Origin of the sequence: Streptomyces sp. SLBN-8D4 (genome assembly GCF_049739545.1) — a bacterium.
Lineage (GTDB): Bacteria > Actinomycetota > Actinomycetes > Streptomycetales > Streptomycetaceae > Streptomyces > Streptomyces canus_C.
On sequence record NZ_JBMGQC010000001.1, the window covers coordinates 9,032,999 to 9,059,108 of the forward strand.

At 71.9% G+C, this 26,110-nt stretch carries 28 protein-coding genes and 2 pseudogenes; 19 read left to right on the forward strand and 11 right to left on the reverse strand.

What is annotated here, in order from left to right; translation table 11 throughout:
• Window positions 1–22 precede the first annotated feature (22 nt).
• On the forward strand, window positions 23–904 hold the full coding sequence (locus tag RKD20_RS40895) for a universal stress protein (RefSeq protein WP_424882116.1): 882 nt from the start codon (window positions 23–25) through the stop codon (window positions 902–904).
• 33 nt (window positions 905–937) lie between these two features.
• Here the strand turns inward: RKD20_RS40895 and RKD20_RS40900 are convergent, their stop codons facing one another.
• Window positions 938–1,390 carry a pyridoxamine 5'-phosphate oxidase family protein gene (locus tag RKD20_RS40900; protein ID WP_424882117.1) on the reverse strand — a complete coding sequence of 151 codons (453 nt, stop codon included), beginning with the start codon at window positions 1,388–1,390 and terminating at the stop codon, window positions 938–940.
• Window positions 1,391–1,593: 203 nt separating this feature from the next.
• Window positions 1,594–1,992: a hypothetical protein gene (locus tag RKD20_RS40905; protein ID WP_424882118.1), complete on the reverse strand. Its 399-nt coding sequence runs from the start codon at window positions 1,990–1,992 to the stop codon at window positions 1,594–1,596.
• Between the two features lie 218 nt (window positions 1,993–2,210).
• Between RKD20_RS40905 and gap the strand changes: the two genes are divergently transcribed.
• The 9 genes from gap to RKD20_RS40950 all read left to right on the forward strand — a co-directional run bounded on the left by gap (window position 2,211) and on the right by RKD20_RS40950 (window position 12,472).
• The gene (gene gap / locus RKD20_RS40910) at window positions 2,211–3,239 is read left to right on the forward strand and encodes a type I glyceraldehyde-3-phosphate dehydrogenase (protein WP_424882119.1); all 1,029 of its coding nucleotides are present in this window, start codon (window positions 2,211–2,213) and stop codon (window positions 3,237–3,239) included.
• Between the two features lie 118 nt (window positions 3,240–3,357).
• Window positions 3,358–5,082 (forward strand): GAF domain-containing protein, encoded by a 1,725-nt coding sequence (locus tag RKD20_RS40915; protein WP_424882120.1) that lies wholly within the window; start codon window positions 3,358–3,360, stop codon window positions 5,080–5,082.
• Between the two features lie 199 nt (window positions 5,083–5,281).
• Entirely contained in the window at window positions 5,282–6,568 is a 1,287-nt protein-coding gene (locus tag RKD20_RS40920; protein WP_424882121.1) for a transcriptional regulator, read from the forward strand.
• A 55-nt stretch (window positions 6,569–6,623) separates the two neighbouring features.
• Window positions 6,624–8,144, forward strand: coding sequence for an aldehyde dehydrogenase family protein (locus RKD20_RS40925; protein WP_424882122.1), 1,521 nt, complete (start codon window positions 6,624–6,626; stop codon window positions 8,142–8,144).
• A gap of 29 nt (window positions 8,145–8,173) precedes the next feature.
• Window positions 8,174–8,542, forward strand: coding sequence for a DUF779 domain-containing protein (locus RKD20_RS40930; RefSeq protein WP_424882123.1), 369 nt, complete (start codon window positions 8,174–8,176; stop codon window positions 8,540–8,542).
• Between the two features lie 10 nt (window positions 8,543–8,552).
• A complete protein-coding gene (locus RKD20_RS40935) occupies window positions 8,553–9,566 on the forward strand; it encodes a zinc-dependent alcohol dehydrogenase (protein ID WP_424882124.1) in 1,014 nt (337 codons plus the stop codon).
• A gap of 52 nt (window positions 9,567–9,618) precedes the next feature.
• Window positions 9,619–10,734 (forward strand): NAD(P) transhydrogenase subunit alpha, encoded by a 1,116-nt coding sequence (locus RKD20_RS40940; protein WP_424882125.1) that lies wholly within the window; start codon window positions 9,619–9,621, stop codon window positions 10,732–10,734.
• Window positions 10,731–11,060 carry an NAD(P) transhydrogenase subunit alpha gene (locus RKD20_RS40945; RefSeq protein ID WP_424882126.1) on the forward strand — a complete coding sequence of 110 codons (330 nt, stop codon included), beginning with the start codon at window positions 10,731–10,733 and terminating at the stop codon, window positions 11,058–11,060. The genes RKD20_RS40940 and RKD20_RS40945 overlap by 4 nt, the downstream gene beginning before the upstream one ends.
• Before the next feature lie 5 nt (window positions 11,061–11,065).
• Window positions 11,066–12,472 carry an NAD(P)(+) transhydrogenase (Re/Si-specific) subunit beta gene (locus RKD20_RS40950; protein WP_424882127.1) on the forward strand — a complete coding sequence of 469 codons (1,407 nt, stop codon included), beginning with the start codon at window positions 11,066–11,068 and terminating at the stop codon, window positions 12,470–12,472.
• A gap of 57 nt (window positions 12,473–12,529) precedes the next feature.
• Here the strand turns inward: RKD20_RS40950 and RKD20_RS40955 are convergent, their stop codons facing one another.
• The 6 genes and pseudogenes from RKD20_RS40955 to RKD20_RS40980 all read right to left on the reverse strand — a co-directional run.
• Window positions 12,530–14,155, reverse strand: a complete 1,626-nt coding sequence (locus tag RKD20_RS40955) for an NAD(P)-binding protein (RefSeq protein WP_424882128.1) — start codon at window positions 14,153–14,155, stop codon at window positions 12,530–12,532.
• Window positions 14,152–15,174 carry a thiamine pyrophosphate-dependent enzyme gene (locus RKD20_RS40960; protein ID WP_424882129.1) on the reverse strand — a complete coding sequence of 341 codons (1,023 nt, stop codon included), beginning with the start codon at window positions 15,172–15,174 and terminating at the stop codon, window positions 14,152–14,154. The genes RKD20_RS40955 and RKD20_RS40960 overlap by 4 nt, the downstream gene beginning before the upstream one ends.
• Window positions 15,171–16,412 (reverse strand): transketolase C-terminal domain-containing protein, encoded by a 1,242-nt coding sequence (locus RKD20_RS40965; protein ID WP_424882130.1) that lies wholly within the window; start codon window positions 16,410–16,412, stop codon window positions 15,171–15,173. The genes RKD20_RS40960 and RKD20_RS40965 overlap by 4 nt, the downstream gene beginning before the upstream one ends.
• Window positions 16,396–17,022 carry a 2-oxoacid:acceptor oxidoreductase family protein gene (locus RKD20_RS40970; protein WP_424882131.1) on the reverse strand — a complete coding sequence of 209 codons (627 nt, stop codon included), beginning with the start codon at window positions 17,020–17,022 and terminating at the stop codon, window positions 16,396–16,398. The genes RKD20_RS40965 and RKD20_RS40970 overlap by 17 nt, the downstream gene beginning before the upstream one ends.
• A gap of 60 nt (window positions 17,023–17,082) precedes the next feature.
• Entirely contained in the window at window positions 17,083–17,973 is an 891-nt protein-coding gene (locus tag RKD20_RS40975; RefSeq protein WP_424882132.1) for a universal stress protein, read from the reverse strand.
• A gap of 134 nt (window positions 17,974–18,107) precedes the next feature.
• A pseudogene (locus RKD20_RS40980) lies at window positions 18,108–18,290 on the reverse strand (DUF4389 domain-containing protein); the annotation flags it as partial.
• Between the two features lie 2 nt (window positions 18,291–18,292).
• Here RKD20_RS40980 and RKD20_RS40985 point away from each other — a divergent pair.
• The 5 genes and pseudogenes from RKD20_RS40985 to RKD20_RS41005 all read left to right on the forward strand — a co-directional run.
• Window positions 18,293–18,832 (forward strand): annotated as a pseudogene (locus RKD20_RS40985) (CBS domain-containing protein); the annotation flags it as partial.
• 81 nt (window positions 18,833–18,913) lie between these two features.
• Window positions 18,914–19,501: an Rv1733c family protein gene (locus RKD20_RS40990; RefSeq protein ID WP_424882133.1), complete on the forward strand. Its 588-nt coding sequence runs from the start codon at window positions 18,914–18,916 to the stop codon at window positions 19,499–19,501.
• Window positions 19,502–19,677: 176 nt separating this feature from the next.
• Window positions 19,678–20,100, forward strand: a complete 423-nt coding sequence (locus tag RKD20_RS40995) for an Hsp20/alpha crystallin family protein (RefSeq protein ID WP_424882134.1) — start codon at window positions 19,678–19,680, stop codon at window positions 20,098–20,100.
• Window positions 20,101–20,112: 12 nt separating this feature from the next.
• A complete protein-coding gene (locus RKD20_RS41000; RefSeq protein ID WP_424882135.1) occupies window positions 20,113–20,310 on the forward strand; it encodes an MBL fold metallo-hydrolase RNA specificity domain-containing protein in 198 nt (65 codons plus the stop codon).
• Window positions 20,311–20,445: 135 nt separating this feature from the next.
• Window positions 20,446–20,655 carry a hypothetical protein gene (locus RKD20_RS41005; RefSeq protein ID WP_424882136.1) on the forward strand — a complete coding sequence of 70 codons (210 nt, stop codon included), beginning with the start codon at window positions 20,446–20,448 and terminating at the stop codon, window positions 20,653–20,655.
• A gap of 101 nt (window positions 20,656–20,756) precedes the next feature.
• On the opposite strand, the gene RKD20_RS41010 is transcribed toward RKD20_RS41005, so the two are convergent.
• The 3 genes from RKD20_RS41010 to RKD20_RS41020 form a co-directional block, all read right to left on the reverse strand.
• Window positions 20,757–21,257 carry a universal stress protein gene (locus RKD20_RS41010; protein ID WP_424882137.1) on the reverse strand — a complete coding sequence of 167 codons (501 nt, stop codon included), beginning with the start codon at window positions 21,255–21,257 and terminating at the stop codon, window positions 20,757–20,759.
• A 118-nt stretch (window positions 21,258–21,375) separates the two neighbouring features.
• On the reverse strand, window positions 21,376–21,597 hold the full coding sequence (locus tag RKD20_RS41015) for a hypothetical protein (protein ID WP_359824058.1): 222 nt from the start codon (window positions 21,595–21,597) through the stop codon (window positions 21,376–21,378).
• Window positions 21,598–21,632: 35 nt separating this feature from the next.
• Window positions 21,633–22,349 (reverse strand): CBS domain-containing protein, encoded by a 717-nt coding sequence (locus RKD20_RS41020; protein ID WP_424882138.1) that lies wholly within the window; start codon window positions 22,347–22,349, stop codon window positions 21,633–21,635.
• Between the two features lie 230 nt (window positions 22,350–22,579).
• Between RKD20_RS41020 and RKD20_RS41025 the strand changes: the two genes are divergently transcribed.
• The 4 genes from RKD20_RS41025 to RKD20_RS41040 all read left to right on the forward strand — a co-directional run bounded on the left by RKD20_RS41025 (window position 22,580) and on the right by RKD20_RS41040 (window position 26,024).
• A complete protein-coding gene (locus tag RKD20_RS41025) occupies window positions 22,580–23,455 on the forward strand; it encodes a universal stress protein (protein WP_424882139.1) in 876 nt (291 codons plus the stop codon).
• A 400-nt stretch (window positions 23,456–23,855) separates the two neighbouring features.
• Window positions 23,856–24,737 carry a universal stress protein gene (locus RKD20_RS41030; RefSeq protein WP_424882140.1) on the forward strand — a complete coding sequence of 294 codons (882 nt, stop codon included), beginning with the start codon at window positions 23,856–23,858 and terminating at the stop codon, window positions 24,735–24,737.
• A gap of 27 nt (window positions 24,738–24,764) precedes the next feature.
• Window positions 24,765–25,031 (forward strand): SHOCT domain-containing protein, encoded by a 267-nt coding sequence (locus RKD20_RS41035; protein ID WP_424882141.1) that lies wholly within the window; start codon window positions 24,765–24,767, stop codon window positions 25,029–25,031.
• Window positions 25,032–25,046: 15 nt separating this feature from the next.
• Window positions 25,047–26,024 (forward strand): Acg family FMN-binding oxidoreductase, encoded by a 978-nt coding sequence (locus RKD20_RS41040; RefSeq protein WP_424882142.1) that lies wholly within the window; start codon window positions 25,047–25,049, stop codon window positions 26,022–26,024.
• The last annotated feature ends 86 nt before the right edge of the window (window positions 26,025–26,110 follow it).

The window sequence follows — 26,110 nt, forward strand, 5'->3', positions numbered from 1 at the left end:
GCACGATCTTGAGGAGGCCCCTATGTGCCGCACCGTAACCGTCGGTCTGGACGGTTCACCCGAGAGCCTCGCTGCCGCGGAGTGGGCTGCCGACGAGGCCCGGTCGCGTGCGATCCCACTGCGCCTCGTGCATGCCGAAGACCAACCGCCTCACGACTACGTGCCGTTCGGGGGTGACCCCGTGGCGGGTCCGGGCATGGACCGTGCCGACCAGATGTTGCGCGAGGTCGCGGCGGTCCTCGCGCATCGCCGGCCCGGCCTGCGTCTGAGGTGGGCCCGGCTCGGCGGGAGCCCCTCGGCCGCGCTGACCGATGCGGCCCGCGGGGCGGACCTTCTGGTCCTCGGATCGAGGGGCCTCGGCCGGACCACCGGCTACCTGCTCGGTTCCGTGGCCTCGGCCGTTGTGGCCCGGGCCGAGCGGCCGGTCGTCCTCGTCCGGGCCGCGGCCGGCCCACGGCCGGACGGGGCGGGAACCGCGTGGCCGCCCGGTTCGCAACGTGACGTGGTCCTCGGCCTCGACCTGTGCGACAGCCAGGCCGAAACCGTCCTGGACTTCGCCTTCGACACCGCTGCCCGCCATCGGGCGGCTCTGAAAGTCGTCCATGGCTGGAACCCCTCCACCCCTCAGGACGCCGGCCCCAACGACGAGCAACCGGCCCGCCGGGCCGAGATCCTCGCCGAAGCGCTACGGCCCTGGCGAGACAAGTACCCCCAGGTCGAGGTGGCCGAGGAAGCCGTGGTCGGCACCGCCGGATCGCATCTGGTGGATGTCTCCCGCGACGCGAGGCTCGTCGTCGTGGGCCGCAGGCGCCGGTCCGCGCAGCTGGGACCGCACATCGGGCCGGTGACACACCACGTCCTGCGGGAGGCGGTCCCACCGGTGGCGGTCGTGCCACACGACTGAGCCGACCCCCGCGCCCGTGTGCTCGGCGACGGATCAGACGCCGGGCGCGGTGAGGCGGATCCCCGTGACCAGATCCGGCCGGATACGGACCGCGTAGTCCATGGTCTGCTCCACCCAGGGTCGCAACAGCGTCTGGTACCGGGCCAGTTCCTCCGGATCGGTGATCAGGTGGGCGTAACCCGTGACCACCACGCTCCAACCGAGATGGGTGTCCGGGTCGATGTTGTCGGCCTCGTACGCCACGACGACCCCGAGATCCCGAGCCTGCCGGGTCCGCGACGTCAGGGCCGCGCCGGCATAGGTCCGGATGACGATGTCGCCGTCGGCCATGACGTGGTTGACCGGGCGGATCGTCGGCAGCGCGTGCTGGGTGAAGACGATCCGCCCGAAGGAGACACTGCCCAGGAGCCGCAGTGCCTCGACGCTGTCGATCCCCGTGCTGCGTCGGGGTTCGGCAGGGACGGGCTGGGCGTTGCCGAGGATCATGATGGAATCCGTAGGAGTGTGGGGATCGCTCGTTCGTGGTCCAAACATCTGAGCTGGTCGATGCCGGCGCCGACAGGGCCGATCGGCCCCGATGTAGTACCCACCCGGACCCTCCGCATGCGGCGACGAGGCCCGCGTGGTTCTGAAGGCCGCGACGACGAGGGGCTCCCCGGGATCTCGTCCCGGGGAGCCCCTCACTCCTGCTAACCCCGCTCTTCGCCCGCCGGGCCGCCCCGCCACGGCGGCGGGTCGGCGGCCCTGCGTGCGGAATCCTCGCGGTGCGCCATGCGTTCCACCTGGCCGCGCAGTCGGTCCTGCAGCCGGTCGGCGAGCTCGTGCGCGCTCGCCTCCCGGGCGTGCACGACCACCACGTCGCGTCCCACCCGTATCTCACCGGCCGCGGTCCACGGCTGCCCGGCGTGATGCGCGCTCGCACGGGAGATCCGCACCTCGCCGATGGCGGGCGGGATGCCCGGGCGGTCGAGGACCGCCCGCACCTTGTCCCGGATGTAGGCGAGCTCCTGGTCGTCCACATCGCCCTCGGCCCGTACCCCGACAGGCCCCGCGACGGGGGCGTCGGCCCCGGTGTCCCTGGGAGTCATGCGTGCCACCCCTTCGATCTCGTACCGGCGATTCCAGAGTGGCCGGTGTGTCACGCCGTTCCCAGAGGCCACTCGGCCCTCCGGCCCGGGCCTGTAGGGCCCCGCCGGACTCCGATGGGCCGGACGGCCTGCGGTTGCCCCGTACGGCCCAAGTCCCGCAGCGGGACCCGGCGGGAGACTGGCAGGCAAACGGACACCGACCGGGGAGGACGACGGACATGAGCGTGCGCGTGGGCATCAACGGCTTCGGCCGTATCGGACGCAACTACCTGCGCTGTGTGCTGGAGCGCGCCGAGAACGGCACCGGCACACCCGTGGAGGTCGTCGCGGTCAACGACGTCACCTCGCCGGCGGCACTGGCCCATCTGCTGGCCTACGACTCGACGTACGGCCGCATCGGCCGCCCCGTCGAGCACGACGAGGGCTCCCTGACCGTGGACGGCCACCGCATCACGGTCACCGCCGAACGCGACCCGGCCGCGCTGGCCTGGAGCGAGCTCGGGGTCGACATCGTCATCGAGTCCACGGGGCGGTTCCGCACCCGTGAGCAGGCGGGGGCGCACCTGAAGGGCGGAGCGCGCAAGGTGCTGCTGTCCGTGCCGGGCAAGGGTGTGGACGCCACGCTCGTGATGGGCGTCAACGAGGGCACGTACGACCCCGAGCGCGACCACGTCGTCTCCAACGCCTCCTGCACCACCAACTGCGTGGCGCCCATGGTGAAGGTGCTCGACGAGCATTTCGGCCTGGTCAAGGGGCTGATGACGACCATCCACGGGTACACCAACGACCAGGTCGTCCTGGACGGCCCGCACAAGGACCTGCGGCGAGGCCGCAGCGCCGCCGTCAACATCATCCCCACCTCCACCGGGGCCGCCCGCGCGGTCGGCCTGGTGCTGCCGGAGCTCGCCGGCACGCTGGACGGGATCGCCGTACGGGTCCCGGTCGAGGACGGGTCGCTGACCGACCTGAGCGTGGTGCTGGAGCGGCCGGTGACGGCCGAGGAGGTCAACGCCGCGTTCCGGGAGGCCGCGGACGGGCCGCTGAAGGGTGTGCTGCGGGTCTCCGACGCCCCGATCGTCTCCCGTGACATCGTGGGCGACCCCGCCTCCTGCGTCCTGGACGCCCCCCTCACCCAGGCGCACGGTGACCTGGTCAAGGTCTTCGGCTGGTACGACAACGAGTGGGGTTACACCAACCGGCTCCTCGACCTCACCGAGTACGTCGCCGCCCGCCTCCCGCGCGGCTGATCTTCGGAGTCCACTCGAGTGTCACCAGGCCACCTGATCCCGTACCGCCCGGTGCCCCGGACCATTACCGTGGCACTTGACGGCACGGGGCCGGCCGGGGGGGACTGGAGGATCACAGGTGGGTGGCTCGGAGGGAACCGAAAAGGCTCGTGTCAGGCTGCCACAGCTGAGGCTGGACGAGCTCTTGGAGGAGCTGCAGGCCCGTCTCGACGCGGCCCGCGGCACCCGCGACCGGGTGCACAGCCTCCTGGAGGCCGTGCTCTCGGTCGGCCGGGAACTGGACCTGGAGCAGGCGCTGCACAGCATTGTCGAGGCGGCCGCCGCGCTGGTGGACGCCCAGTACGCGGCCCTCGGCGTGATCGGCCCCGACGGCAGGAGTCTCTCCGCCTTCCACACCGTCGGGGTCACCGACGAGCAGATCGCCAGGATCGGCCCCTATCCGGAGGGCCACGGCATCCTCGGGGAGCTGATCCGCCATCCCGAGCCGCTGCGGCTGACCAAGCTGTCCGCGCACTCCGCCTCGTACGGGTTCCCACCCCACCATCCGCCGATGAACACCTTCCTCGGCGTCCCGATCCGGGTCCGGGAACAGGTCTTCGGCAACCTGTACCTGACCGAGAAACGAGGCGGCGTCCAGTTCGACGAGGAGGACGAGGCCGTGCTGTCCACGCTGGCCGTGGCCGCCGGCGTCGCCATCGACAACGCCCGCCTCTACGAGGACTCCCGGCTGCGCGAGCGCTGGCTGCAGGCCAACGCGGAGATCACCCACAGCCTGATGTCGGGCGGCGCGCACACGGAGGTCCTGCGGCTGATCGCGGACCGGGCCCGGGAGAACACCGGCGCCGCGCTCGCTCTGGTCGCGACGCCCATGGGCGACACCGACTCGCTCACCGTGGAACTGGCCGTGGGACAGGGAGCCGAGGCGCACCGAGGGCTCGTCCTTCCGGTGGACGGCAGCCTCATCGGCCACGCATTCGCCTCCGGGTCGCCCGTGACCAGCGCGGATGTCTCCACCGACGAGCGGGTCGCGGGCGCCGCGGACCGTTTCGCCGGGCTGGGCCCAGCGGTCGGGGTGCCCATCGGCTCGGGTGCCGACGGGGTGCGTGGGGTCGTCCTGCTAATCCGAGAGGCGGGCCGGACCCCGTTCACCGACAAGGAGATCGAACCTCTGCGTGGTTTCGCCGCGCAGGCCGCGGTCGCGATGGAACTCGCGGAGCGCCGCAAGGACGCCGAGGAGATCGCGGTGCTCAAGGACCGTGACCGGATCGCCCGCGACCTGCACGACCTGGCCATCCAGCGGCTGTTCGCCACCGGTATGACCCTGCAGAGCGCCGGGCGTCGCATCGGGAACGCGGAGGCCGCCGAACGCGTGGTGCGCGCCGTGGACGACCTGGACGAGACCATCAAGATCATCAGGTCCACCATCTTCGGCCTGCGCTCGCGCGAGGACGGCGCCGGAACAGGGTTGCGGGCCCGGGCGGTCCGGGTGGTCGGGGAGGCGGCACCGGTACTGGGCTTCGCCCCCAGCATCCGGATGGAGGGCCTGGTCGACACGGACGTGCCCCGTGAGATCGCCGACGACGTGATCGCCGTGCTCTCCGAGGCGCTGACCAACGTCGCCCGGCACGCCCGCGCCGGGCGCGCCGACGTGGTCCTGGAGACCGACGGGCGCGAGGTCCGGCTGACCGTGTCCGACGACGGAGTCGGCATTCCGGCCGAGGGCCGCCGCAGCGGGCTGCGCAACATGGCCGACCGCGCGGAGGGGCTCGGCGGGGAGCTGACCATCGACTGTCCCGAGCCGGGCGGCACCACCCTGGTGTGGCGGGCCCCGGTGGCCGACTGAGCCGACCGTCCAACAGGGGCCCTGTGGCCGGGTGTTACGGCCGGGCGGCCCCTCGCGCTCTTTCGTGCGCCCGACGACCCTGATGGTGAGGCCCCTGGGCCTGTCGGGTCCAGCAGGCCCTGGCGCGGGGCCGTTCGGCCCCTGCGACCACACCCGCGCGCGGGTGAGCCTGGTCGTCGGAAGGTGCACGGGAGGTGCCATGGACGCTTTCCCTCTTGCCTCGGACGCGGATTCGCGCACCGCGCACGAGCGGTGCGCGGCAGCCTCGTTCGGGGCGGCGACGGGCGTACGGAGCATCGTGGCCGACTCCTGGCGGCGTTGCGCGGCATCGGAGGTGCGCCCGGACGGCAGCCGGCTGCCCCCGCTCCGCTCGGACCTGGAGGAACTCGACGCCCGTCGGTACGCCCATCCGCTGCACGGTGTGCTGCCGCTGATCCGTGACCTGCTGGGCACCGGCGCGGCGGACGACGGCCATGTCTTCGCCGTCGCCGACACCGACGGCACCCTCCTGTGGGTCGAGGGGGACACCCCCACCCTCGGCCGGGCCGAGGGCATGCGCTTCGCCGTCGGTGCCGTGTGGTCCGAGCAGCAGGCCGGCACCAACGCCCCCGGCACCGCACTGGAGTTGGGCAGACCCGTCCAGATCGTGACGGGCGAGCACTACAGCGCCGCCGCGCACGCCTGGTCGTGTGCCGCCGCCCCGGTCCACGATCCCGGCACCGGACGGCTGCTCGGCGTGATCGACCTGTCCGGCGGCGCCGGCATCGCCACACCACCGGCCCTGGCGGCCGTACGGGGGGCCGCGCTGGCGGCCGAGGCCGAGCTGGCCCGGATACCCCGGCTGCACGCCGGGAACGTGGTGCGGCTGCGGGCCCTCGGCCGCGACCGTGTGCTCCTGGAGTACGCCGGGCAGGTGCACCGGCTGAGCCCGCGGCACAGCGAGATCGTCCTGGTACTCGCGCTGGCCGGCCGGGGCGTGAGCGGAGACCGGCTCGCCGTGGACCTGTCGGAGCGGGAGGTGCCCGCCTCGACGCTGCGCGCCGAACTCACCCGATTGCGGGCCGTCCTCGGCCCCGATCTGCTCGGCTCGCGGCCGTACGCCCTGCTGCATCCTGTACGCGGCGACTACACGGAGGTGGGCGAGCTGCTCGCCGAGGGCCGCGTCGGCGAGGCCCTCACCCGCTATCCGGGACCCTTGCTGCCGTGCTCCGAGGCGCCGGTCGTCGTGGAGCACCGCCGGTGCCTGGAACAGCAGTTGCGCGGTGCCGTCCTCGGCAGCGGCGACACCGGGCTGCTGCGCCGCTGGGTGGACGCCTCCTGGGGAGCCGACGACCTCACCGCGTGGGCCGCGCTCACCCGGGTCCTGCCGGGCGGCTCCCCGCAGCGCGCCGCCGCCGCGTCCAGAGCGCGTGCCCTGGACGTCGGAACAGGCGTCCCGCCGCAGCCCGGACGGCATGCAGCGTGGTTGCAGCGTTCCCGCTCCTAGCGTGTCGAGTGTCACCACGAGCGTCGTGATGGAACCCCTCAGAAAGGGGACGGTCATGAAGTACGAGTCTCCGGGCAGGCCAGGAAGCCCCGTGGATGTCGCGCCCCGCTACGAGAACTTCATCGGCGGCAAGTGGGAGGCGCCCACCACCGGTGAGTACGCGCCCAACCTGTGCCCCGCCACCGCCAAGCCGATCTGTGAGATCCCGAAGTCCGGTGCCGACGACATCGAACTCGCCCTGGACGCCGCCCACGCCGCCAAGGACGCCTGGGGCGAGGCGACCACGGCCCAGCGGGCCGCGGTCCTCAACAAGGTCGCCGACGCGATCGACGCCCACCGCGAGGAACTCGCCGTCGCCGAGAGCTGGGAGAACGGCAAGCCGGTCCGCGAGACCCTCGCCGCCGACGTGCCGCTCGCCGCCGACCACTTCCGCTACTTCGCGAGCGCGATCCGCGCCGAGGAGAGCTCGATCACCGAGATCGACAAGGACACCATCGCCTACCACTTCCACGAGCCGCTGGGCGTGGTCGGACAGATCATCCCGTTCAACTTCCCGCTGCTGATGGCCGCGTGGAAGCTGGCCCCGGCGCTCGCCGCCGGGAACTGCAGTGTCATCAAGCCCGCCTCGCCGACCCCGTGGTCGATCCTGAAGCTGATGGAGGTCGTCGGCGACATCCTGCCGCCGGGCGTCCTCAACGTCGTCAACGGCCCCGGAGCCGAGATCGGCAAGGCGCTCGCCACCAACAAGCGCATCGCCAAGGTCGCCTTCACCGGGGAGACCACCACCGGCCGGCTGATCATGCAGTACGCGTCGCAGAACATCATCCCGGTCACGCTGGAGCTGGGCGGCAAGTCGCCGAACATCTTCTTCAACGACGTGGCCGCCAAGGACGACGACTTCCTGAACAAGGCCGTCGAAGGGCTGGTGCTCTACGCGTTCAACAAGGGCGAGGTCTGCACCTGCCCCTCCCGCGCACTGGTCCAGGAGGACATCTACGAGGAGTTCATGGGGCGTTGCCTGGAGCGGATTCGCGCCATCAAGCAAGGTGACCCGCTCGACACCGCCACCATGATGGGACCCCAGGTCTCCCGGCAGCAGATCGACAAGATCGCCTCCTACGTCGAGATCGGCCTCAAGGAAGGCGCCGAACTGCTCACCGGCGGCCACCGGGCCGACGTCGGCGGCGAGTTCAAGGACGGGTACTTCTACGAGCCGACCGTCCTCAAGGGCCACAACAGGATGCGGGTCTTCCAGGAGGAGATCTTCGGACCCGTCCTCGCGGTCACCACGTTCAAGGACGAGGCCGAGGCACTCGCCCTCGCCAACGACACGCTCTACGGCCTCGGCGCCGGCGTGTGGAGCCGCGACGGCGCCCTCGCCTACCGCATGGGCCGCGCCATCAAGGCCGGACGGGTCTGGACGAACTGCTACCACCAGTACCCGGCCGGCGCGGCCTTCGGCGGCTACAAGGTCTCCGGGATCGGCCGCGAGACCCACAAGATGATGCTCGACCACTACAGCCAGACCAAGAACCTCCTGGTCAGCTACGGCAGCAAGCCGCTCGGGCTGTTCTAGTCCCACCCTCTCGCAAGGAGTGCACCGACATGCCCACGAAGCTGCACAACGGCACCGTAGGGCGCGTCACCGCCACCCGGGCGGCGTGCAGGGCGATCACGGCCCTGCACGCCGCCCACGGCGGGCCGGTGATGTTCGTCCAGTCCGCCGGCTGCTGCGACGGAAGCGACCCGATGTGCTTCCCGGACGGTGAATTCGCCCTGGGCGACGGCGACATGCTCGTCGGCGTGGTGTGCGGATGCACCTTCCACATGAACGCCGACCAGTACGAGGCCCTCGGCCGTCCCTTCTTCGTCCTCGACGTGGAACCGGGCATGCCGGGCGGCTTCTCCCTCGCGGCCGGAACCGGGCTGCGATTCGTGACCCGCATCAAGGCGCCCCGGCGCCAGGTCAGTTGAGGAGCGCACCATGAAGGCAGCAGTAGTCACCGACTTCGGCAAGCCCCTGGAGATCCAGGACCTGCCGATCCCCGAACCCGGCCCCGGCCAGGTGCTCGTCAGGATGGCGGCCTCCGGGCTCTGCCACACCGACATCCACGCCGCCCACGGCGACTGGCCCGTCAAGCCGCGGCCGCCGTTCATCCCCGGCCACGAGGGCATCGGTACCGTCGAGGCCGTCGGCACCGGGGTCGCCCAGGACCTCGTCGGCGAGCGGGTCGCCGTCCCGTGGCTCGGCTCGTCCTGCGGCACCTGCCGCTTCTGCGTCTCCGGCTGGGAGACCCTGTGCGAGTCGCAGGTCAACTCCGGTTACTCCGTCGACGGTTGCTACGCCGAGTACGCCGTCGCGAACGCGGGCGCGGTGGTCAAGGTGCCCGAGGCCGTGACCTCCTTCGACGCGGCACCGCTGACCTGCGCGGGCGTCACCACCTACAAGGCCGTCAAGGTCGCGCGCGTGACCCCGGCCGAACGCGTCGCCGTCTTCGGCGTCGGCGGCCTCGGTCACCTCGCCCTCCAGTACGCCCGGCTGGTCGGAGGTTTCGTCACCGCGGTCGACCTCGAACCCGACAAGCTGGGCCTCGCCCACCGCCTGGGCGCCGACCAGATCGTCAACGCCCGTACCCACGACCCGGTCGAGGAGATCAGGAAGGCCGGCGGCGCGGATGTGGCCGTCGTGCTGGCCGCCGCGCCCAAGGCGTTCGAGCAGGCCTACCGGTCGCTCAACCGCGGCGGACGCCTCGTCATGGTCGCGCTGCCCGCGGACGACGCGGCGATCAAGGTGCCGATCTTCGAGACCGTCCTCGGCGGCATCTCCGTCATCGGCTCCATCGTCGGCACCCGCCAGGACCTGACCGAGGTGTTCGCGCTGCACGCGGCCGGACGCACCCAGGTCATCGCCGAACCGCGGCGCCTGGACCAGGTCAACGAGTCCTTCGACGAGGTCCTCGGCGGACGGGCCGAAGCCCGGCTCGTCTTCGAGTTCTGAGACGTCCGGGACCCGGCCCCCCCCCCCGGGTCCCGGAGAAAGGCAGCAGATCATGGCCACCGTCACCGTAGGGGCCGTACGGGAGCGGGCACCCGGCGAACGTCGCGTCGCCCTCGTCCCCGAGGCCGTCACCCTTCTGCGCCGCGCCGGGATCGACGTCCTGGTCGAGACCGGGGCCGGCTCCGGAGCCTGGTTCACCGACGCCGACTACACCGCCGCAGGAGCGACCGTCGTGGAGCCGGACGAGCTGTACGCGCGGGCCGACGCCGTGCTGTGCGTGGGACCGCCCGCACCGGAGGCCGCCGAGGCGCTCCGCGCCGGGCAGACGCTGATCGGCCTGCTCGAACCGCTCCGGCAGCCCGCCCTGGCCCAGGACCTGTACCGGCGCGGAGTGCACACGGTCAGCCTCGACCTGCTGCCGCGCACCCTCAGCCGCGCCCAGTCCATGGACGCGCTGACCTCCCAGGCGAACATCGCCGGCTACAAGGCGGCCCTGCTGGCCGCCGATTCCTACGACCGCTTCTTCCCGATGCTGACCACCGCGGCGGGCACCATGCGCCCGGCGCAAGTCCTCGTCCTCGGTGCCGGAGTGGCAGGCCTCCAGGCCATCGCCACGGCCCGCCGCCTCGGTGCCGTCGTCACGGCGTACGACGTGCGCCCCGATTCCCGAGGGGAGGTGGAGTCACTGGGTGCCCGGTTCCTCGACGTCCAGAGCCCTCAACACGAGGAACCGGGCACCGAACGGGACGGCTACGCACGGGAGCTGACTCCCCAGGAGCAGAAGGCCCAGCGGGCCGCACTGGACGACCACATCGCCCGCTCCGACATCGTCCTCACCACCGCCCAGGTGCCGGGACGCCGGCCGCCCCTGCTGGTCACCGCGGCAGTCCTGGCGCGGATGCGGTCCGGCTCGGTCGTCGTCGACCTCGCCGCCGGGGAACTCGGCGGGAACGTCGAGGGCAGTGAGCTCGACAAGACCGAGGTGCTGGACAACGGCGTCACCCTCATCGGCGCCGGACACCTGCCCTCCGCGATGGCCACCGCCGCGTCCACCGCCTACGCCCGCAATCTTGTCGCCCTGCTGCGCCACCTGGTGCGCGAGGGCGAACTGGTCCTCGACCCGGCCGACGAGATCACCGGGGCCCTGATGGGAGGAACGTCGTCATGAACCAACTCGATCTCCTCACCGCGATCACCGTGTTCGTGCTGAGCGTCCTCGTCGGCATCGAGGTCATCAGCAAGGTCCCGGCGACCCTGCACACCCCGCTGATGTCCGGCTCGAACTCGGTGCACGGCATCGTCGTCATCGGCGCCATGCTGATCGCGGCCGAGTCGCACACCTGGCTCGGCTACGTCCTGGCCTTCGTGGCCATGGTGTTCGGCGCGATGAACGTCGTCGGCGGATACGTCGTCACGGACCGGATGCTGGAGATGTTCAAGGCCAAGCCGCCCACCGGAAAGAAGGCCAAGTCGCCCACCGGAAAGGAGGTGTGACCGTCATGAACGTCTCCGACACCGTCCACTACGTCTTCCTCGCCGCGGCCGCCTGCTTCGTGCTCGGCCTGCACCTGATGAACCACCCGCGTACCGCCCGCCGCGGCAACACCCTGTCGGCCGGGGCCATGGCCCTCGCGATCGCCGCCACGGTGTGGTTGGTCGCCGACGAAGGAACGATCAGCCGCACCGGATGGCTCGTGCTGGTCTCGGGCGGACTCGTCGGCGCGGCCCTCGGGCTCTACGCCGCCCGAGAGGTCAAGATGACCGCCATGCCCCAACTGGTCAGCCTCTTCAACGCCGTCGGCGGCGGGGCCGCGGCGCTGATCGCCGTGAACGACCTGCTTCGCCTCGAGAACGCGGGTGCGCGCACCTCGTTGCCGGGCGCTCTGGACATCGTCATCGGCGCGGTGACCTTCTCCGGGTCGCTGGTCGCGGCCGGCAAGCTCCAGGGCCTGGTGTCCGGGGCGCCGGTCGTCTTCCCGGGGGCACGGCTGCTGAACGTGCTGCTGCCCGCCTCTTTCGTCGCCGGTTCGATCTGGCTGGTGCTGGCTCCGGACTCCCGTACGGCGCTGTACGGGCTGGTTGTCGTGGCCCTCCTGTTCGGCGTGACCCTGGTGCTGCCCATCGGCGGCGCCGACATGCCGGTCGTCATCGCCCTGCTGAACGCCTTCACCGGGTCGGCGGTCGCGATGGCGGGCTTCGTCCTCGACGAGTCCGCCTTGATCATCGCGGGCATGCTCGTCAGCTCCTCGGGCGGCATCCTCACCAAGCTGATGGCCGACGCCATGAACCGCTCGATCGCGGGGATCATGGTCGGCGGCTTCGGCACCGGCGACAGCGCACCGGCGGCGGGCGGCACGGGCGGGGCTCCGGCCCAGGTGCGCCCGGTGTCCGCGGACGACGTGGCGGTCCAGCTGGCGTACGCGAGCAAGGTCGTCTTCGTCCCCGGCTACGGCCTCGCCGCCGCCCAGGCCCAGCACGAACTCGGTGATCTGGCCAAGCTGCTGACCGACCACGGCATCGACGTCAGCTACGCCGTGCACCCGGTCGCGGGGCGCATGCCCGGACACATGAACGTGCTGCTGGCCGAGGCGAACGTGCCGTACACACAGCTGAAGGAGATGGACGAGATCAACCCGGAGTTCCCGCAGGCCGACGTCGCCCTGGTGATCGGCGCCAACGACGTGACCAACCCGATCGCCCGCAAGCCCGGCAACGCCATCTCCGGGATGCCGATCCTGGACGTCGACAAGGCCAGGAGTGTCGTGGTCATCAAGCGGTCGATGGGCCACGGTTACGCGGGCATCGACAACGAGCTCTACACCGACCCCAAGACCGGCATGTTCTTCACCGACGCGAAGAAGGGACTGAGCGAACTGAAGGCGGCCGTGGGGGAGTTCGTCGGCTGACGGCCGCGTGAGTGGGCCCCCGGCGAACGCCGGGGGCCCACTCACGCGGCGCGCGCGTCACTCCTCCGGCACCATGTCGATCGCCCCGCTCGGGCACTCGGCCGCGCACAGCCCGCAGCCCTTGCAGTAGTCGAGGTCGATCGCGAAGCCCTTGCCGGGCCCCAGCTTGGTGATGGCGTTGTCGGGACAGACGCCGTAACAGTTGTCGCACTCGAAGCAGTTCCCGCACGACATGCAGCGCCGGGCCTCGAAGAGGGCGGTGGACTGGTCGAGTCCCTGGACCACCTCGTCGAAGGTCGAGACCCGACGGGCCAGCGCGAGGGTGGGCCGCACCGCCGCCGGGGCGTCGGAGTAATACCAGGTGTTCAGCCGCTCGAAGTCGGCCGGCGCGTGCTGGGGGCCGGGCTCGTGGGTCGTGCCCCGCAGATACGCGTCGATGTGCCGCGCCGCCTTCTTGCCGTGTCCGACGGCCACCGTGACGGTCCGCTCGGCGGGCACCATGTCGCCACCGGCGAAGATGCCCTCATGGCCCGTCATCAGCCCGTCGGCCACCCGTACCGTCCCGTGGTCGACGGCGAGATCCGGCACGTCCTTGAGGAGCGACAGATCGGAGTCCTGGCCGAGTGCCAGGACCACCGAGTCGGCGGCAAGCTCCTCGAACTCGCCCGTCGGCTGCGGGAATCCGGTCTCGTCCAGCTCCATGCGCTCGATGGTGATCCGCCCGCCGTCGGCGTGTTTGATCGTGGACAGCCACTTCATCCGCACACCCTCCTCCAGGGCCTCCGCGACCTCCAGATCGTGCGCGGGCATGCGGTCCCTGGTACGCCGGTAGACCACGACGGCGTCGGTGGCGCCGAGCCTGCGGGCGGTGCGGGCCGCGTCCAGGGCCGTGTTGCCGCCACCGTAGACGGCGACCCGCCGCCCCAGCAGGGGTCGCTCCTCGGCCTCCACACCGGCCAGCAGCGCCACCGCGTCGAGGATGCGCGCGCTGTCGCCCGCCGGGATGTACGCGCGGCGGCCGATACCGGCTCCCACCGCCAGGAACACCGCGTCGAAACCGCCCTCGCGCTGTGCGGCGAGCACGTCGTCGACGCGCCGCCCGAGCTCCAGCGTGATACCCAGAGCCAGGATGCGGTCGGTCTCGGCGTCCAGCACCTCGCGCGGCAGACGGTAGCGCGGGATGCCGTAGCGCATCATGCCGCCGGGCCTGTCCTGAGCCTCACGGATCGTCACCTCGTGGCCGAGCAGCCGCAGATGGTAGGCGGCCGACAGTCCGGCGGGTCCGGAGCCGACGACCAGGACCCGTTTGCCGGAGGTGTCCTCCGGCACCTGCACCGTCCAGCCGCGCCGGATCGCCTCGTCGCCGAGGAAGCGCTCGACCGCGTTGATGCCGACCGCGTTGTCGACCTGGACCCGGTTGCAGGCCGTCTCGCACGGGTGGTAGCAGACCCGGCCCATCACGGCGGGCAGCGGGTTGTCGCGCATCAGTTGCCGCCACGCGGACTCGTAGTCGCCGCTCTCCGCGTGGAACAGCCACTGCTGGATGTTCTCCCCGGCCGGGCACGCCTGGTTGCACGGCGGCATCCGGTCGACGTAGACCGGACGCTCGGTCCGCCAGGCCCCGGTGCGGTTGGCCAGGCTGGAACCCACGTCCAGGGTGATGGCGAACGGCTTCTCCTTCATGACGACGCCTCCTCGTGCGCCCGCGTGGGTTCCAGCAGACCGAAGCGGGCGATGTTGCGGTCGGCGGCCCGCTGGAGGCGGGCGATGACCTCCGTGCGCGGTTCGGGTTCGAAGAGGTGCGCGTACCGCTTCTGCGGGCGCAGATAGTCCTCGACCGGGACCCGCCGCCGGATGGGCGTGACATCGGTGACCTCACCGTCGCGCGCCTCGAACACCGGGAACAGACCGCTCTGTTCGGCGAGCCGGGCAATGCGCACCGTGTCGCAGGACGCCGTGCCCCAGCCCAGCGGGCAGGGCACCAGCACATGCAGATACCGGGCGCCGCGCAGCTCCATCGCCCGGTGCACCTTGGCCTCCAGGTCGCGCAGGCCCGCGACGGTCGCCGTGGCGACGTACGGGATCTCGTGGGCCATCGCGATCAGCGGCAGGTTCTTGCCCTGCCCGAACGGGGCGCCCGGGTCCGTGCCCACCGCCTGCGTGGTCGCCGTGCGCGCGGTCGGGGGAGTGGCACCGGAACGCTGCACGCCGGTGTTCATGTAGGCCTCGTTGTCGTAGCAGACGTACAGGACGTCGTCGTTCCGCTCGAACATGCCGGACAGGCAGCCCAGTCCGATGTCCACGGTGCCGCCGTCCCCGCCCTGGCCGACCACCCGGACGTCGGTACGGCCCTTGGCGCGCAGCGCGGCGGCGACACCCGCGGCCACGGCCGGCGCGTTGCCGAACAGCGAGTGCAGCCAAGGCAGTTGCCAGGAGGTCTCCGGATACGGAGTGGAGAACACTTCCAGGCAGCCGGTCGCGTTGACCGCGATCACCTTGCCGCCGGCCGCTCGTTGTGCCGCGTCCAGGACGTACCGGGCGCCGAGCGCCTCGCCGCAGCCCTGGCAGGCGCGGTGGCCCGAGGTGAGAGCGTTGGAACGGCCCGGGTCAGCCTGGTCGGCGCGCAACTCCGGCGCCAGCAGCCGGTTTCCGGCCGCGTGACTGCCGACCTGGTAGAACTTCACCTGCGGTGTCGCACTCATCGGTTGCTCCCCACATCGCGCAGGATGTTCTCCGCGGACGGACCGGACCTCCGGGTCCGCGCCATCCGCGCCAACTCCCGCTCCACCAGCGGCTTGTCGAGGTCCAGGAACGTCAGCGGCTCCAGTCGCCCGCCGAGCGCGTCGCCGAACAGCCGGTGCAGCGACGCCTTGGTGATCGGCCGGCCGCCGAGCCCCGCGACCACCGTGTGACCCTCCAGCTGGATGCCCGACAGGGCGGTCCGCACGTTCGCCGAGACGATGCCGCCGATGCCGACTGCGAGGGCCCGTTCGAGCACCACGACCCGGCGGGCACCGCACAGTACGGCCCGTACCGCGTCCAGTGGGAACGGACGGAAGGAGGTGATCCCCAGCGCTCCGATCCGCATTCCGTCCTCGCGCATCTCGTCCACCACGTCGCAGGCCGTGCCCAGCACGGACCCGAGGGCCACCACGATCGTGTCGGCGTCCTCACAGGCGTACGGGTGGACCAGGCCGCCGCTGTCCCGGCCGAACACCTCACGGAAGTCCGCGGCGACCCGCGGGATCAGCTCCAGGGCCTGCATCTGCTTGGCGTGGGCCAGGTAGCGCACCTCGGTGAAGGCCTCCGGTCCGACCATGGCGCCGATCGAGACCGGCTCTTCGGGGTCCAGGACCTGACGGGGTTCGTACGGCGGCAGGAACGCGTCCACCTGTGCCTGCTCCGGCACCTCGATCCGCTCCCAGGCGTGGGTGAGCACGAAGCCGTCCATGCACACCATCACCGGCAGGGACAGCTCCTCGGCCAGCCGGAACGCCTGCGGGTGCAGGTCGGCGGCCTCCTGGTTGTCGCGCGCGTACAACTGGATCCAGCCGGAGTCGCGCTGGGACATGGTGTCGCTGTGGTCGTTCCAGATGTTGATGGGCGCCCCGATCGCCCGGTTGGCCACCGTCATCACGATCGGCAGGCCGAGCCCGGAGGCGTTGTAGAGGGCCTCCACCATGTACAGCAGGCCCTGGCTCGCGGTCGCCGTGTAGGTACGGGCGCCGGCCGCCGAGGCGCCGATGCACATCGACATCGCGGCGAACTCGGACTCCACGTTGACGTACTCGCAAGGGTCGAGCGCACCGGACTTCACAAGCCGGCTGAGCTCCTCCACGATGTGGGTCTGCGGCGAGATCGGATACGCGGCGATCACTTCCGGCCGGCAGCACGCGACGGCCTCCGCGACCGCACGTGAACCCTCAGTCTGTTTCAGCATGGACGGGCTCCTCCCGCAGGTGCTTGACGTGCTCGTACGCCTCCCGGGCGGCGTCCGCGTTGGCGGTGCCGAGCCGGCCCGGGAAGTGTTCCCGTACGGCTGCGGCGAGCGAGTCGATCCCCACGCAGCCGGTGAGCGCGGCGAGGCCGCCCAGCAGGACGGCGTTCGGCACCGGACGGCCGAAGTGGCGCATGGCCAGAGCCGTCGCCGGGACGGTCAGGACACGGTCGGCGTCCACGAGCTCCGGAAGGTCCAACTCCGCTGCCGTGAGAGGTGAGTTGACGAGGACAACGCCTCCGGGGTGCAGTCCGTCGAAGACGTTGACCTGGTGCAGCAGCGTCGGGTCCTGGATCACCAGGGCGTCCGGCCGCATCACCGGCTCCCGCACGCGGATCGGCCGGTCGTCGATGCGGCAGAACGCCATCACCGGGGCGCCGGTCCGCTCGGATCCGAAACTGGGGAAGGCCTGGGCGTACCGGCCCTCCATGAACGCCGCCACCGACAGCAGCTCCGCGGCTGTGACGGCACCCTGTCCGCCACGACCGTGAATCCGTACCTGGAACACGACGCCCTCCTTCCAGACGGCTTTGTTCCGTCCTGCCTCGGACACCGCGGGGTCCCTCAGGGGCCGGACGGCCTCACCGAGGGTCCGGACAGGGTGCGTTCCCCGTCACTCGTGCGGTACGACGGCAACCGGGCAGCGGGCGTGATGCACCACCGCGTGCGCGACCGGCCCGGTGTGGGCGCCAAGCACCGCCGGGCGGATCCGGCGTCCGACGACCAGCAGGCCGGCGTCCTTCGTGACGTCCAGCAGCCGCTGTGCCGGGCGGCCCTCCTCGGTCAGTGCGTGCAGCTCGACGCCGGGATACTTCTCCCGCCAGGGGCCGAGCACCCGGTCCAGCCGCCGAGTGGCGGTCCCCCGCAGTGCCCTGCGCGCCTTGGCCTGGGCCGCAACCGGCATGTAGGGCAACTGCCAGGTGTGCAGCACCCGCAGGGGTGCCGTGTGCAGGGCGGCGCTCTCGAAGGCGAACGCGAGCAGTTCCTCGCACGAGTGCGCCGGGTCGAGGCCGACCACGACGGCACGGTACGGGGTGACGGCCGAGGGCCGTCCCGCCGCGTCCGGAAGGTGCTCTTCCTCGGTGGTCGTGCCGGCCCGTACGAGGACCACGGGCCGTTCCGTGTGTGCCACTGTCGCCGACGCCACCGATCCGGCCATGAAGCCGCCGATACCGCTGAACGCGCGGCTGCCAAGGACCAGCAGTTCGGACTCGGCGCCTGCGATGACCAGTGCGTCGGCCGCAGGCCGGGCGATCTGGTCCCCACTCAGAGGCAACTGCGGGTACTTCTCGTCGAGGCGGTCCATGGCGGTGCGCAGGATTTGCCGGGCCCAGTAGCGCGGCACCTCGAGCTCGGGAAGGTCGGCCGCGTCGGACGGCAGCCCCTCCCAGGCATGGACCAGGCGCAGCGGAAGTCCGCGCAGCAGGGCCTCCCGGGCCGCCCAGTCGGCGGCCGCGAGGCTTTCAGGTGAACCGTCCAGACCTACGACAATCGGACGAAGCACGGTCAACACCTCCCTGATCCGATGTCCCATGTTTTCTCCTGCGGCCCCCTCCGGTTCCAGCATCCGTGCGCATGGGCGCACCGGGCAGGGGCCGCCAGTCCCCTGCCCGGTGCCGAACGGCCTGTGTCGCGGGCTCAGGGGGTAACGGGCGAGGCGTCCCGCGGCTCCGGTCCGTCCGGTTCCGTGCCTCCCATGTCCAGGCGGAACGGTGGGTACTGGTCCGTCATCAGGGCCACATATACGGCGACCCGCAGCACCCAGCGGTTGAGACCGAGCACCAGGTCGAAGATCTCCTTCGGGTACTTCTCGGTGAACGCGCGATCCGGACCGGTACGCCCGGCTGCGCCGTCTCACCGACCTGGCCAAGGCCGGGGCACGCACCGCCGAAGAGCTGATGACGGCCCCCGCTGTCACCGTCCGGGCCGACGAGACCCTGGCCCGGGCGGCGCGGATCATGGCGCGCGGCAGGGTCAAGCGGCTGCCGGTGGTGGACGCCGACGGAGTCCTGGAGGGCGTCGTGAGCCGTTCGGACCTGCTCAAGGTGTTCCTGCGGGACGACGAGGACATCGCGAGCGAGGTTCGTCACCAGGTCGTCGCATTCCTCTTCCCCGATCCCGAGGAGCCGATCCGGGTGGCGGCGCACGACGGCGTCGTGACCTTGACCGGTCTGGTGCGGGACACCTCGATCGTGCCCGTGGCGGCCCGTCTCGTGAGGGCCGTGGAAGGAGTGGTCGATGTGGACTGCGCACTCCTGGGCGCACCCCGCAGGCCGGATCTCGACCCGGATCTCCCCGAGGACAGGCCGACCGCCGACGCGGCCGAGGTCCGGGCGGTGCCGTCGGAGGGCCGCTCTTCCTGACAGACGTGCCCGGACGGCCCCCTTCGGAGGGTCGTCCGCGCACGAGACGGTGCGAGAGCAAGGGAGAGGGGGTGTCGGCACATGGCAGGGACGAGGCGTACGCGTGTGAAGAGGAAGCTGCTGTGGCGGTGGCGGCCCAACCCGCTCCGCCGGCGCAGTGACAGGGTGGAGGGCTGGATCGTCCTGGCCACCTGGATCGTGGCCCTGGCCGGTGGCCTGCTCGCGGGAGAGGCGGCGGGCGCGGCCATGGAGGACGACCTCGCCACCCGGCGAGCCGCCGTGCACGCCGTGTCGGCGGTCCTCACGAAGGACGCGGACGCGACCCCCGCGGTGACGGAGGACGGCATCGGTGGCACGGTGCACGCGAAGGTGTGCTGGACGGCCCCCGACGGTTCCGCACACACCGGACTGACCCGGACCGAACCGGGTCGCGCGAAGGGGAGCTCGGTCACCGTGTGGATCGATCGCCAGGGCGACCTGGTGCGCGCACCGCTCACCGCCGACCAGGCGGGTCTGCAGTCGGCACTGACGGGCGTGCTGGTCGCGGTCGGTACCGGCGCCGTTGCCTTCGGCTGCGGCCGGCTGGCCCGGCTGCGGCTGGACCGTCGGCGGATGCGCGACTGGGAGGCGGAGTGGGCGCGCGTCGCGCCGAGCGGGGGACGGACATGACCGGTGGGATCGCAGGACATGCCCCGTGCGGTGGAGGGCGCGACCGCTCCGGTGGAAGGGCAGCGGCATGACCGGGCGAAAGAGCCGACCGGGTCCTTCGCGGGGCCGGTCGGCTCACGCGCGTACCCGTCCTCGCGCGCGACGCTTGAGTCGTCAAGAGCGAAGAGGAGGGTGACATGAGCGGCATGATCGAGCGGCTCAGCGGCTGGCCGGCACTGCCCGACCTGTTCGGCTGGGTCGAGACCGGACTTCCCGTGGCGCACACCGCGCCGGGGACGCACGGTATCCGGATCGAGGAGCGGTTGACGGACGGCACGTACGTCCTGCGTGCGGAGCTGCCGGGCGTCGACCCCGCGAAGGACGTCGAGATCACCGTCACGGAGGGGGTGCTCGTACTGCGCGCGGAGCGGACCGAGAAGACCGAGGACAAGCGCCACACCGAGTTCCGCTACGGGACCTTCACCCGTTCCGTCCGGCTCCCGGCCGGAGCCAAGGGTGACGATGCCACGGCGGAGTACAAGGACGGCGTGCTCACCATCATGGTTCCGGTCCCGGAGGTGAAGACGGAGACCAGGACTATCCCCGTGCAGCAGGGCTGAGCGCCCGCCGCGGTGAGCGGTCGGAGTGGGTGTGCGGTCGGACAACTGTCGGGCCGCACACCCCGTCTGCGCGTCGCCCCTGCCCCGAACGTCACCTACCTGGTGCACGGTGAGCCCGAGGCAGCCGCCGCACTGCGCGACCGCATTGACCGCTCCCTGGGCTGGACCGCGGTCGTGCCCCGCTCGGGCGAGCGGGTCCTGGTCCGGTGACATGAGGCCGTCGGCCCCGGTTCAAGGGCCGCTGCGGCCCTGTGAACGGGCCGGTCGCCTCATGCGCCGGCGGTCAGGGCGGAGTTGGCTGGAGACATGAGGACAACGACGCCGATTCGTGAGGGGGAGAGGACCGTGGGTACCAGTCTCACACCGGAGTTCTGGGAGAGGTTCGTGCTCCTGCTGTTCGCGGCGATGGGCGTGACCATCGTCCTCACCGCGTTCTTCGACGCGCTCGCGCTGCGGATCGCACGGCGCCGCGCGCAGATGCCGCCCACACCGCCGACCGCACAGGTCCGGCCCCGGCCCGCGGCCAAGGACCACCGCACTCCCGTGAGCCACTGAGAACACCCGTGAGTCGGTGAGACCCGCTGCCGGGCGCCGGACCGCCGAGGCAGCGACGACCGGGGGACCGGGTTTCGGAGGGGGCCGGCTCCCCCGGTCGGCTATGCGACGACCTCGTGTGTCCCCACGGCCCGCAGCGGTGCCGCGGGCCGGCCGCAGGACGGCACCGTCACCACGGGAATCGGGGAGTGCCGAAGACACTCACGTGCCACCGGTCCGACCGCGGGCAGCAGTCGGTCCGGCCCGGGGCGGCTGAGACCCAGGGCCAGCAGCAGGGCGCCGCGCGCCTGCCGGACCAGGACGCGCGCGGGAACACCCTCCACCAGGACGGCTCGTACCGCGGGGTCGATCCGGGGGCCGAAGGTCTCCCGGACGGCGGCGGCGAGGAGTTCCGCGGCCCGCTCCCGCTGCTCCGCCCGCGTGGGACGGGCACGCACGCAGGCGTAGGGGGCCAGGGAGGCCGGAGCCCAGGCGTGCACGGCGACGACCTCCGCCCCGAGCCGACGCGCCTGCTGAGCCGCCCAGCGCAGCGCCGCCCGGGACGCGTCGGAACCGTCGACACCCACCACGATGCGGTCGCCGCCGTCGGCGTGATCGGTCATGGCCGCCTCCCGGGAAGTCGCTCCTGCCGACACGGTGCTTCGGGAGGGCCGGCAACCGCCCGGGCCGACCGGCACCGATACGGTGCCGGTCGGCCCCTGGTGTGTGCCGGAACCCCGGTCATGTGCGGTAGTGACGGTGGTCGTCGCCGTCACCGATGAAGTGCTTCTCGATGACCACCTCATGCTCACCGGGCCGCCGGACCACGCCCGGCGTCGCCATGAACGCGATCAGGCCCAGGACGCCGGCGGCCATCAGGAAGAAGCCGACGACGAACGAGCTGTACCCGAACACCAGGCAGGCACCCAGGACGGCGGCTCCCATCAGCAGGAGAGGAACCATGGCTGTCTCCAATCTTCAGTGCGCCCGACAAGGGGTCACAACGTGCGCAGCCAGTCACCGGCCACGCCGTGCAGAGCCTGTTCGGCCGGCTGGAGCCGGGTGTCGTCGAGCCGGTACGTGAGGCGGTCGACCACGCCGACGACTCCGTCCACCCGCCCTGTCGTGCGCAGTGCGACGGATTTCTCGCTGCGGCGTTCCAGCTCCCCGGCGAGGGTCACCACACCGTTGCGGACGGAGACATCGATGTTCTGCGGAGCCAGCCACAGGGTGTTGAGGAGCACCTCCTGCTCCACGGTCCGGCGGATCTCCTCGTCGCTGCGCAGGAAGACCTCCAGGAGATCGCGGCGGGTCACGATGCCGACGAGCCGGTCCTCCTCGTCCACCACGGGCAGCCGTTCGACGCGGCGACGGGCCATGAGCCGGGCGGCCTCGGGAACGGTGTCGTCGGCCCGCACGGTCACTGCCGGCGCCGACATGAGTCCACCGGCGGTCCGGGCACGGCTCTTCGCCACGGACCTGCGGACACCGCGGCGCAGCCGGCCGAGCCACGAGTGGGCCTGTGAGCTTTGGACCTGCCGGAGCATCAGGTCCGTCTCCGAGATCACCCCGAGGACCTTGTCGTCCTCGTCTACGACCGGCACCCCGCTGATGCGGTGCTCGCCCAGCACGCGGGCGACTTGCTTGAACGGGGTCCCGCGGTCGACGGTGACTACCTCCCCGACCATCACAGAGCCGATCTTCGTGGCTTTCATGGTGTGTCCTCCTTCGCTGTTTCGCTTGCAGTGTCCGGCCGGAGCTCGATCCGGCCCAGGGGCTGAGCGGGCAGGTCAGCGGGCCGAGTGGCCCTGGCGAGCGGGGGCTCGCTCCCCTTGTCCCACGCGGGAGCCGAACGGCCCCTGGCAGAGTCCGGTCACCGGCGCGACGGTGAACGTGGAGCCTTGTGCCGCACACCCGTGCGGTCCGACGAAAGGTGGTGGGGACGATGGAGCTGCCCCTGGTCGTGGGGGTCGACGGATCGGACTCGAGCCTGGTCGCGCTCGACTGGGCGGCGGACGAAGCGGCCCGGCAGGGCCTGCCGCTGCGGCTGGTGTACGCCTCCTTGTGGGAGCGTTACGAGGACGTCGTGTCGTCGACGGATCCCGACCGTCCGTCCGAGCAGGTGATGGCGGAGAACATCGTGGGGACCGCCGTGGAGCGCGTCCAGCGGCGCAATCCCGAGGTGAAGGTGTCCGCGGACGTGGTTCCCGAGGAAGCGGTGGACGCGCTGTTGCGTGCGGGACACGAAGCCTCCGCGCTGGTGACGGGTTCGCGTGGACGCGGCGAGCTGAAGGGCCTGCTGCTCGGTTCGGTCGGTCTGACCGTGGCGGCCCGGGCACACTGCCCGGTGATCGTGGTCCGGGGTGACAAGGCCGGTGTGGAGGGAACGCACGCACGGATCCTGCTCGGCGCGGGCGAGCCCGCGTCCGGCGCCGAGGCCGCGCGGTTCGCCTTTCGTGAGGCGGAGGCCCGCGGCGGCGTCCTCGACGTCGTACGCGCCTGGCGCTGCCCCGCGCACGAGAGCGCCGACGAGCCCCGGCCGGCCGAGGACCCGGCGCATCTCCACGAGGAGCGCGCGGTGGCGCAGCTCGACGCCCTGCTGCACGACGCGGTGGCCGACCACCCCGGAATCCAGGTGCACCGTCACACCGTGGAGGGCCCGGCCCGCAAGGTCCTGCTGAACCGCTCCGCCGCGGCGGACCTGGTGATCGTCGGAGCCCGCCGCCGGACCGGTCACTTCGGCCTGCAACTGGGCCGCGTGGGCCACACGCTCCTGCACCACGCGCGCTGCCCGGTGGCGATAGTGCCCCAGCAGGTGTGACCCGGCTTCGCCTTCGCGACCGACCCGACGCACCGAGCCATTGGTGCGGGGCGCGGGCGGTGGTTCTCGCCGACGCAGGGCACACGGCCTGCGGCGCGCACCTGGTCGAGCACGTGCCCCGGCCCTCCGCGCCGCCCGGACGACGCCGGCTTTCTGGGGCGCACGCGGCAAGGACCCCGCCCGAGGCTGTGCGTTCCGTCGTCGGCGAGCAGGACAGTGGCCGTCCACGAGCGGCCGCAGCCGGCCCGACGGAGGGCGGCCGGACCCGGTGACGGATGCTCACCGAGCCCTCCTGGGGCCGGAAGGCCCTCGGACAGCCCCAGGCAGCCCATACCGGCCGACGGCGCCGTACGCGAGGCTGGCCATGAGAGGCAGTTCGAGTAGGGGTGAGGTGTACGTCATGCTCGCGCCGGTGATCGCAGGGGTGGACGGGTCCGCCGAGAGTCTCGCCGCGGCCGAATGGGCCGCGCGTGAGGCGGAGCGCCGCGGCCGGAGGCTGCGGCTGGTGCACGCCTGGGACCGGGGACCGCGTCCCGGCGGGGAGGCGTCGGCGGGCGCGGTGCAGCGCCACCTGGCACGGCGCGTGCTGCGACAGGCGGAGGATCGTGTCCGTGCGGCGAGCCCCGGCACGCGCCTCGATGACGAGCAGGCAAGGGGCCCGGCCACCGAGGTGCTGCTGCATGCGGCCGCACAGGCGCACCTGCTGGTGCTGGGCTCGCGCGGCCCGAGCGGCTTCACGGGTTTTCTTGTGGGATCCGTGGCGTTGGGCGTGATCGCGAAGGCCGAACGCCCCGTGGTGCTGGTCCGGGCCGGAGAGGAGGCCACGGACGAGCACCTGCCCGCGGCGGACGGCAGCGCTTCCACGCGCACCGGCTGTCGCGACGTGGTGGTGGGTGTCGATGTCGCCGACCCGAGCGGGGAGACGATCGAGTTCGCCTTCGAGGAGGCCCGGCTGCGCGCCGCCCGACTGCGTGCGGTGTACGCGCGGCAGCCCGGGGGAGCGGTCGGTCCGCAACCGCAGGAGTCCACCGCTGACACCCCGCGCGAACTCCTCGACGATCTGCTGAGGCCGTGGCGGGAGAAGTACCCCGACGTCGAGGTCCTGGCGACCGTCGCCACCGGCCGTGCACAGTCCGTGCTGGTGCGCGCCGCGTCCGGTGCCTCCCTCCTCGTCGTCGGTCACCGGCTCGCCGACCGGCCCGTGGGACCCCGAACCGGTCCCGTCACCCACGCGGCCGTCCACCACGTCGACCGCCCGGTCGCCGTGGTCCCGCACCCCTGAGGACACGACAGAGAGGGAGTGACCGCCGTGTACCGGAACCCTCACGACATGACCGGCTGGGACTGGTTCACCACGTCGATCGGCACGGTCCTGTTCTGGGCCCTGATCATCACCGTCGCCGTACTGCTGTACCGATCCCTGACCGGTACTCCGCAGCAGCCGCGCACCCACGTCCCACCGTCCCCCGAGCAACTGCTCGCCGAGCGCTTCGCCCGGGGCGAGATCGACGAGGAGGAGTACGGGCGCCGTCTTTCCGTGCTGCGCTCCGACGGCGTGGGTCTCAGCAAACCCTGAGGGGAGGTGCGCCCCATGCAGGCACCACCATTCGACGAGAGGACCGTCACGGCGCTGGTCACGGCCGCGACGGCCGCTCCCTCGCTGCACAACGCCCAGCCGTGGCACTTCTGCTGGCGCTCCGCCGGACGCATCCTCGAACTGCGTGCCGACCTCGGCCGCGCGATGCCCCGCACCGATCCCGACCACCGCGCCCTGCACCTCGGCTGCGGCGCGGCCCTGTTCAACCTCCGAGTGGCCGCGGCGCACCTGGGGCTGGACACCCACACCCGGCTGCTGCCCGATCCGTCCGACCCGTACCTGCTGGCCACGGTCCGGATCGGAGACACCGGCCCACCCGACCGCGAAGCGTCCGCGCTGTTCCCGGTGATCGAACGGCGCCACACCAGCCGCAACCCGTTCGCGGACCGGCCGCTGCCGGCCGACGTCCAGCAGGCGCTGCGGGCCGCCGCCGCCCGGGAGGGCGCACAGCTCCTCTTCCCCCGCGCCTGGCACCTGGAGGCCCTGCTCGACCACGTCCGGGACGCCGAGGGACGCGACACGCTGGAACCGCAGCGCCTGGAGGACGTGCGGCGGTGGACCCACAGGGGCGCACAGGCCACCGACGGGATCCCGGACCACGCCCTCGGGCCGCGCCCACGCTCCGGCCGGGCCCCGGTCCGGGACTTCGCCGGCCGCCGACACGTGCCCGGCCGCCCCACGGCCGCCTTCGAGACCGCCCCGAACCTCGCGCTCCTGGGCACCGGCGACGACCGCCCCGCCGACTGGTTGCGGGCAGGGCAGGCGCTGGAGCGGGTCCTGCTGCTGGCCACACTGAACGGACTGGCCACGGCCCTGAGTTCACATGCCCTGGAAGAGCGCGACCTGCGCGAACTGGCCCGGGACCCCGCATCCGGCATGGGTTTCGTGCACATGGTGCTGCGCCTCGGCTACGGCACACCCGGCACCGCGTCGCCCCGCCGGCCCGTGACCGAGGTGCTCGACCTGCTCTGAGCGGTGGCGTGGGCCGAGCGGGCAGGCCGGACCAGGACCAATGGCCCGGCAACGGGACCTGTGGCCGCTCACCACGGCGGACGTGG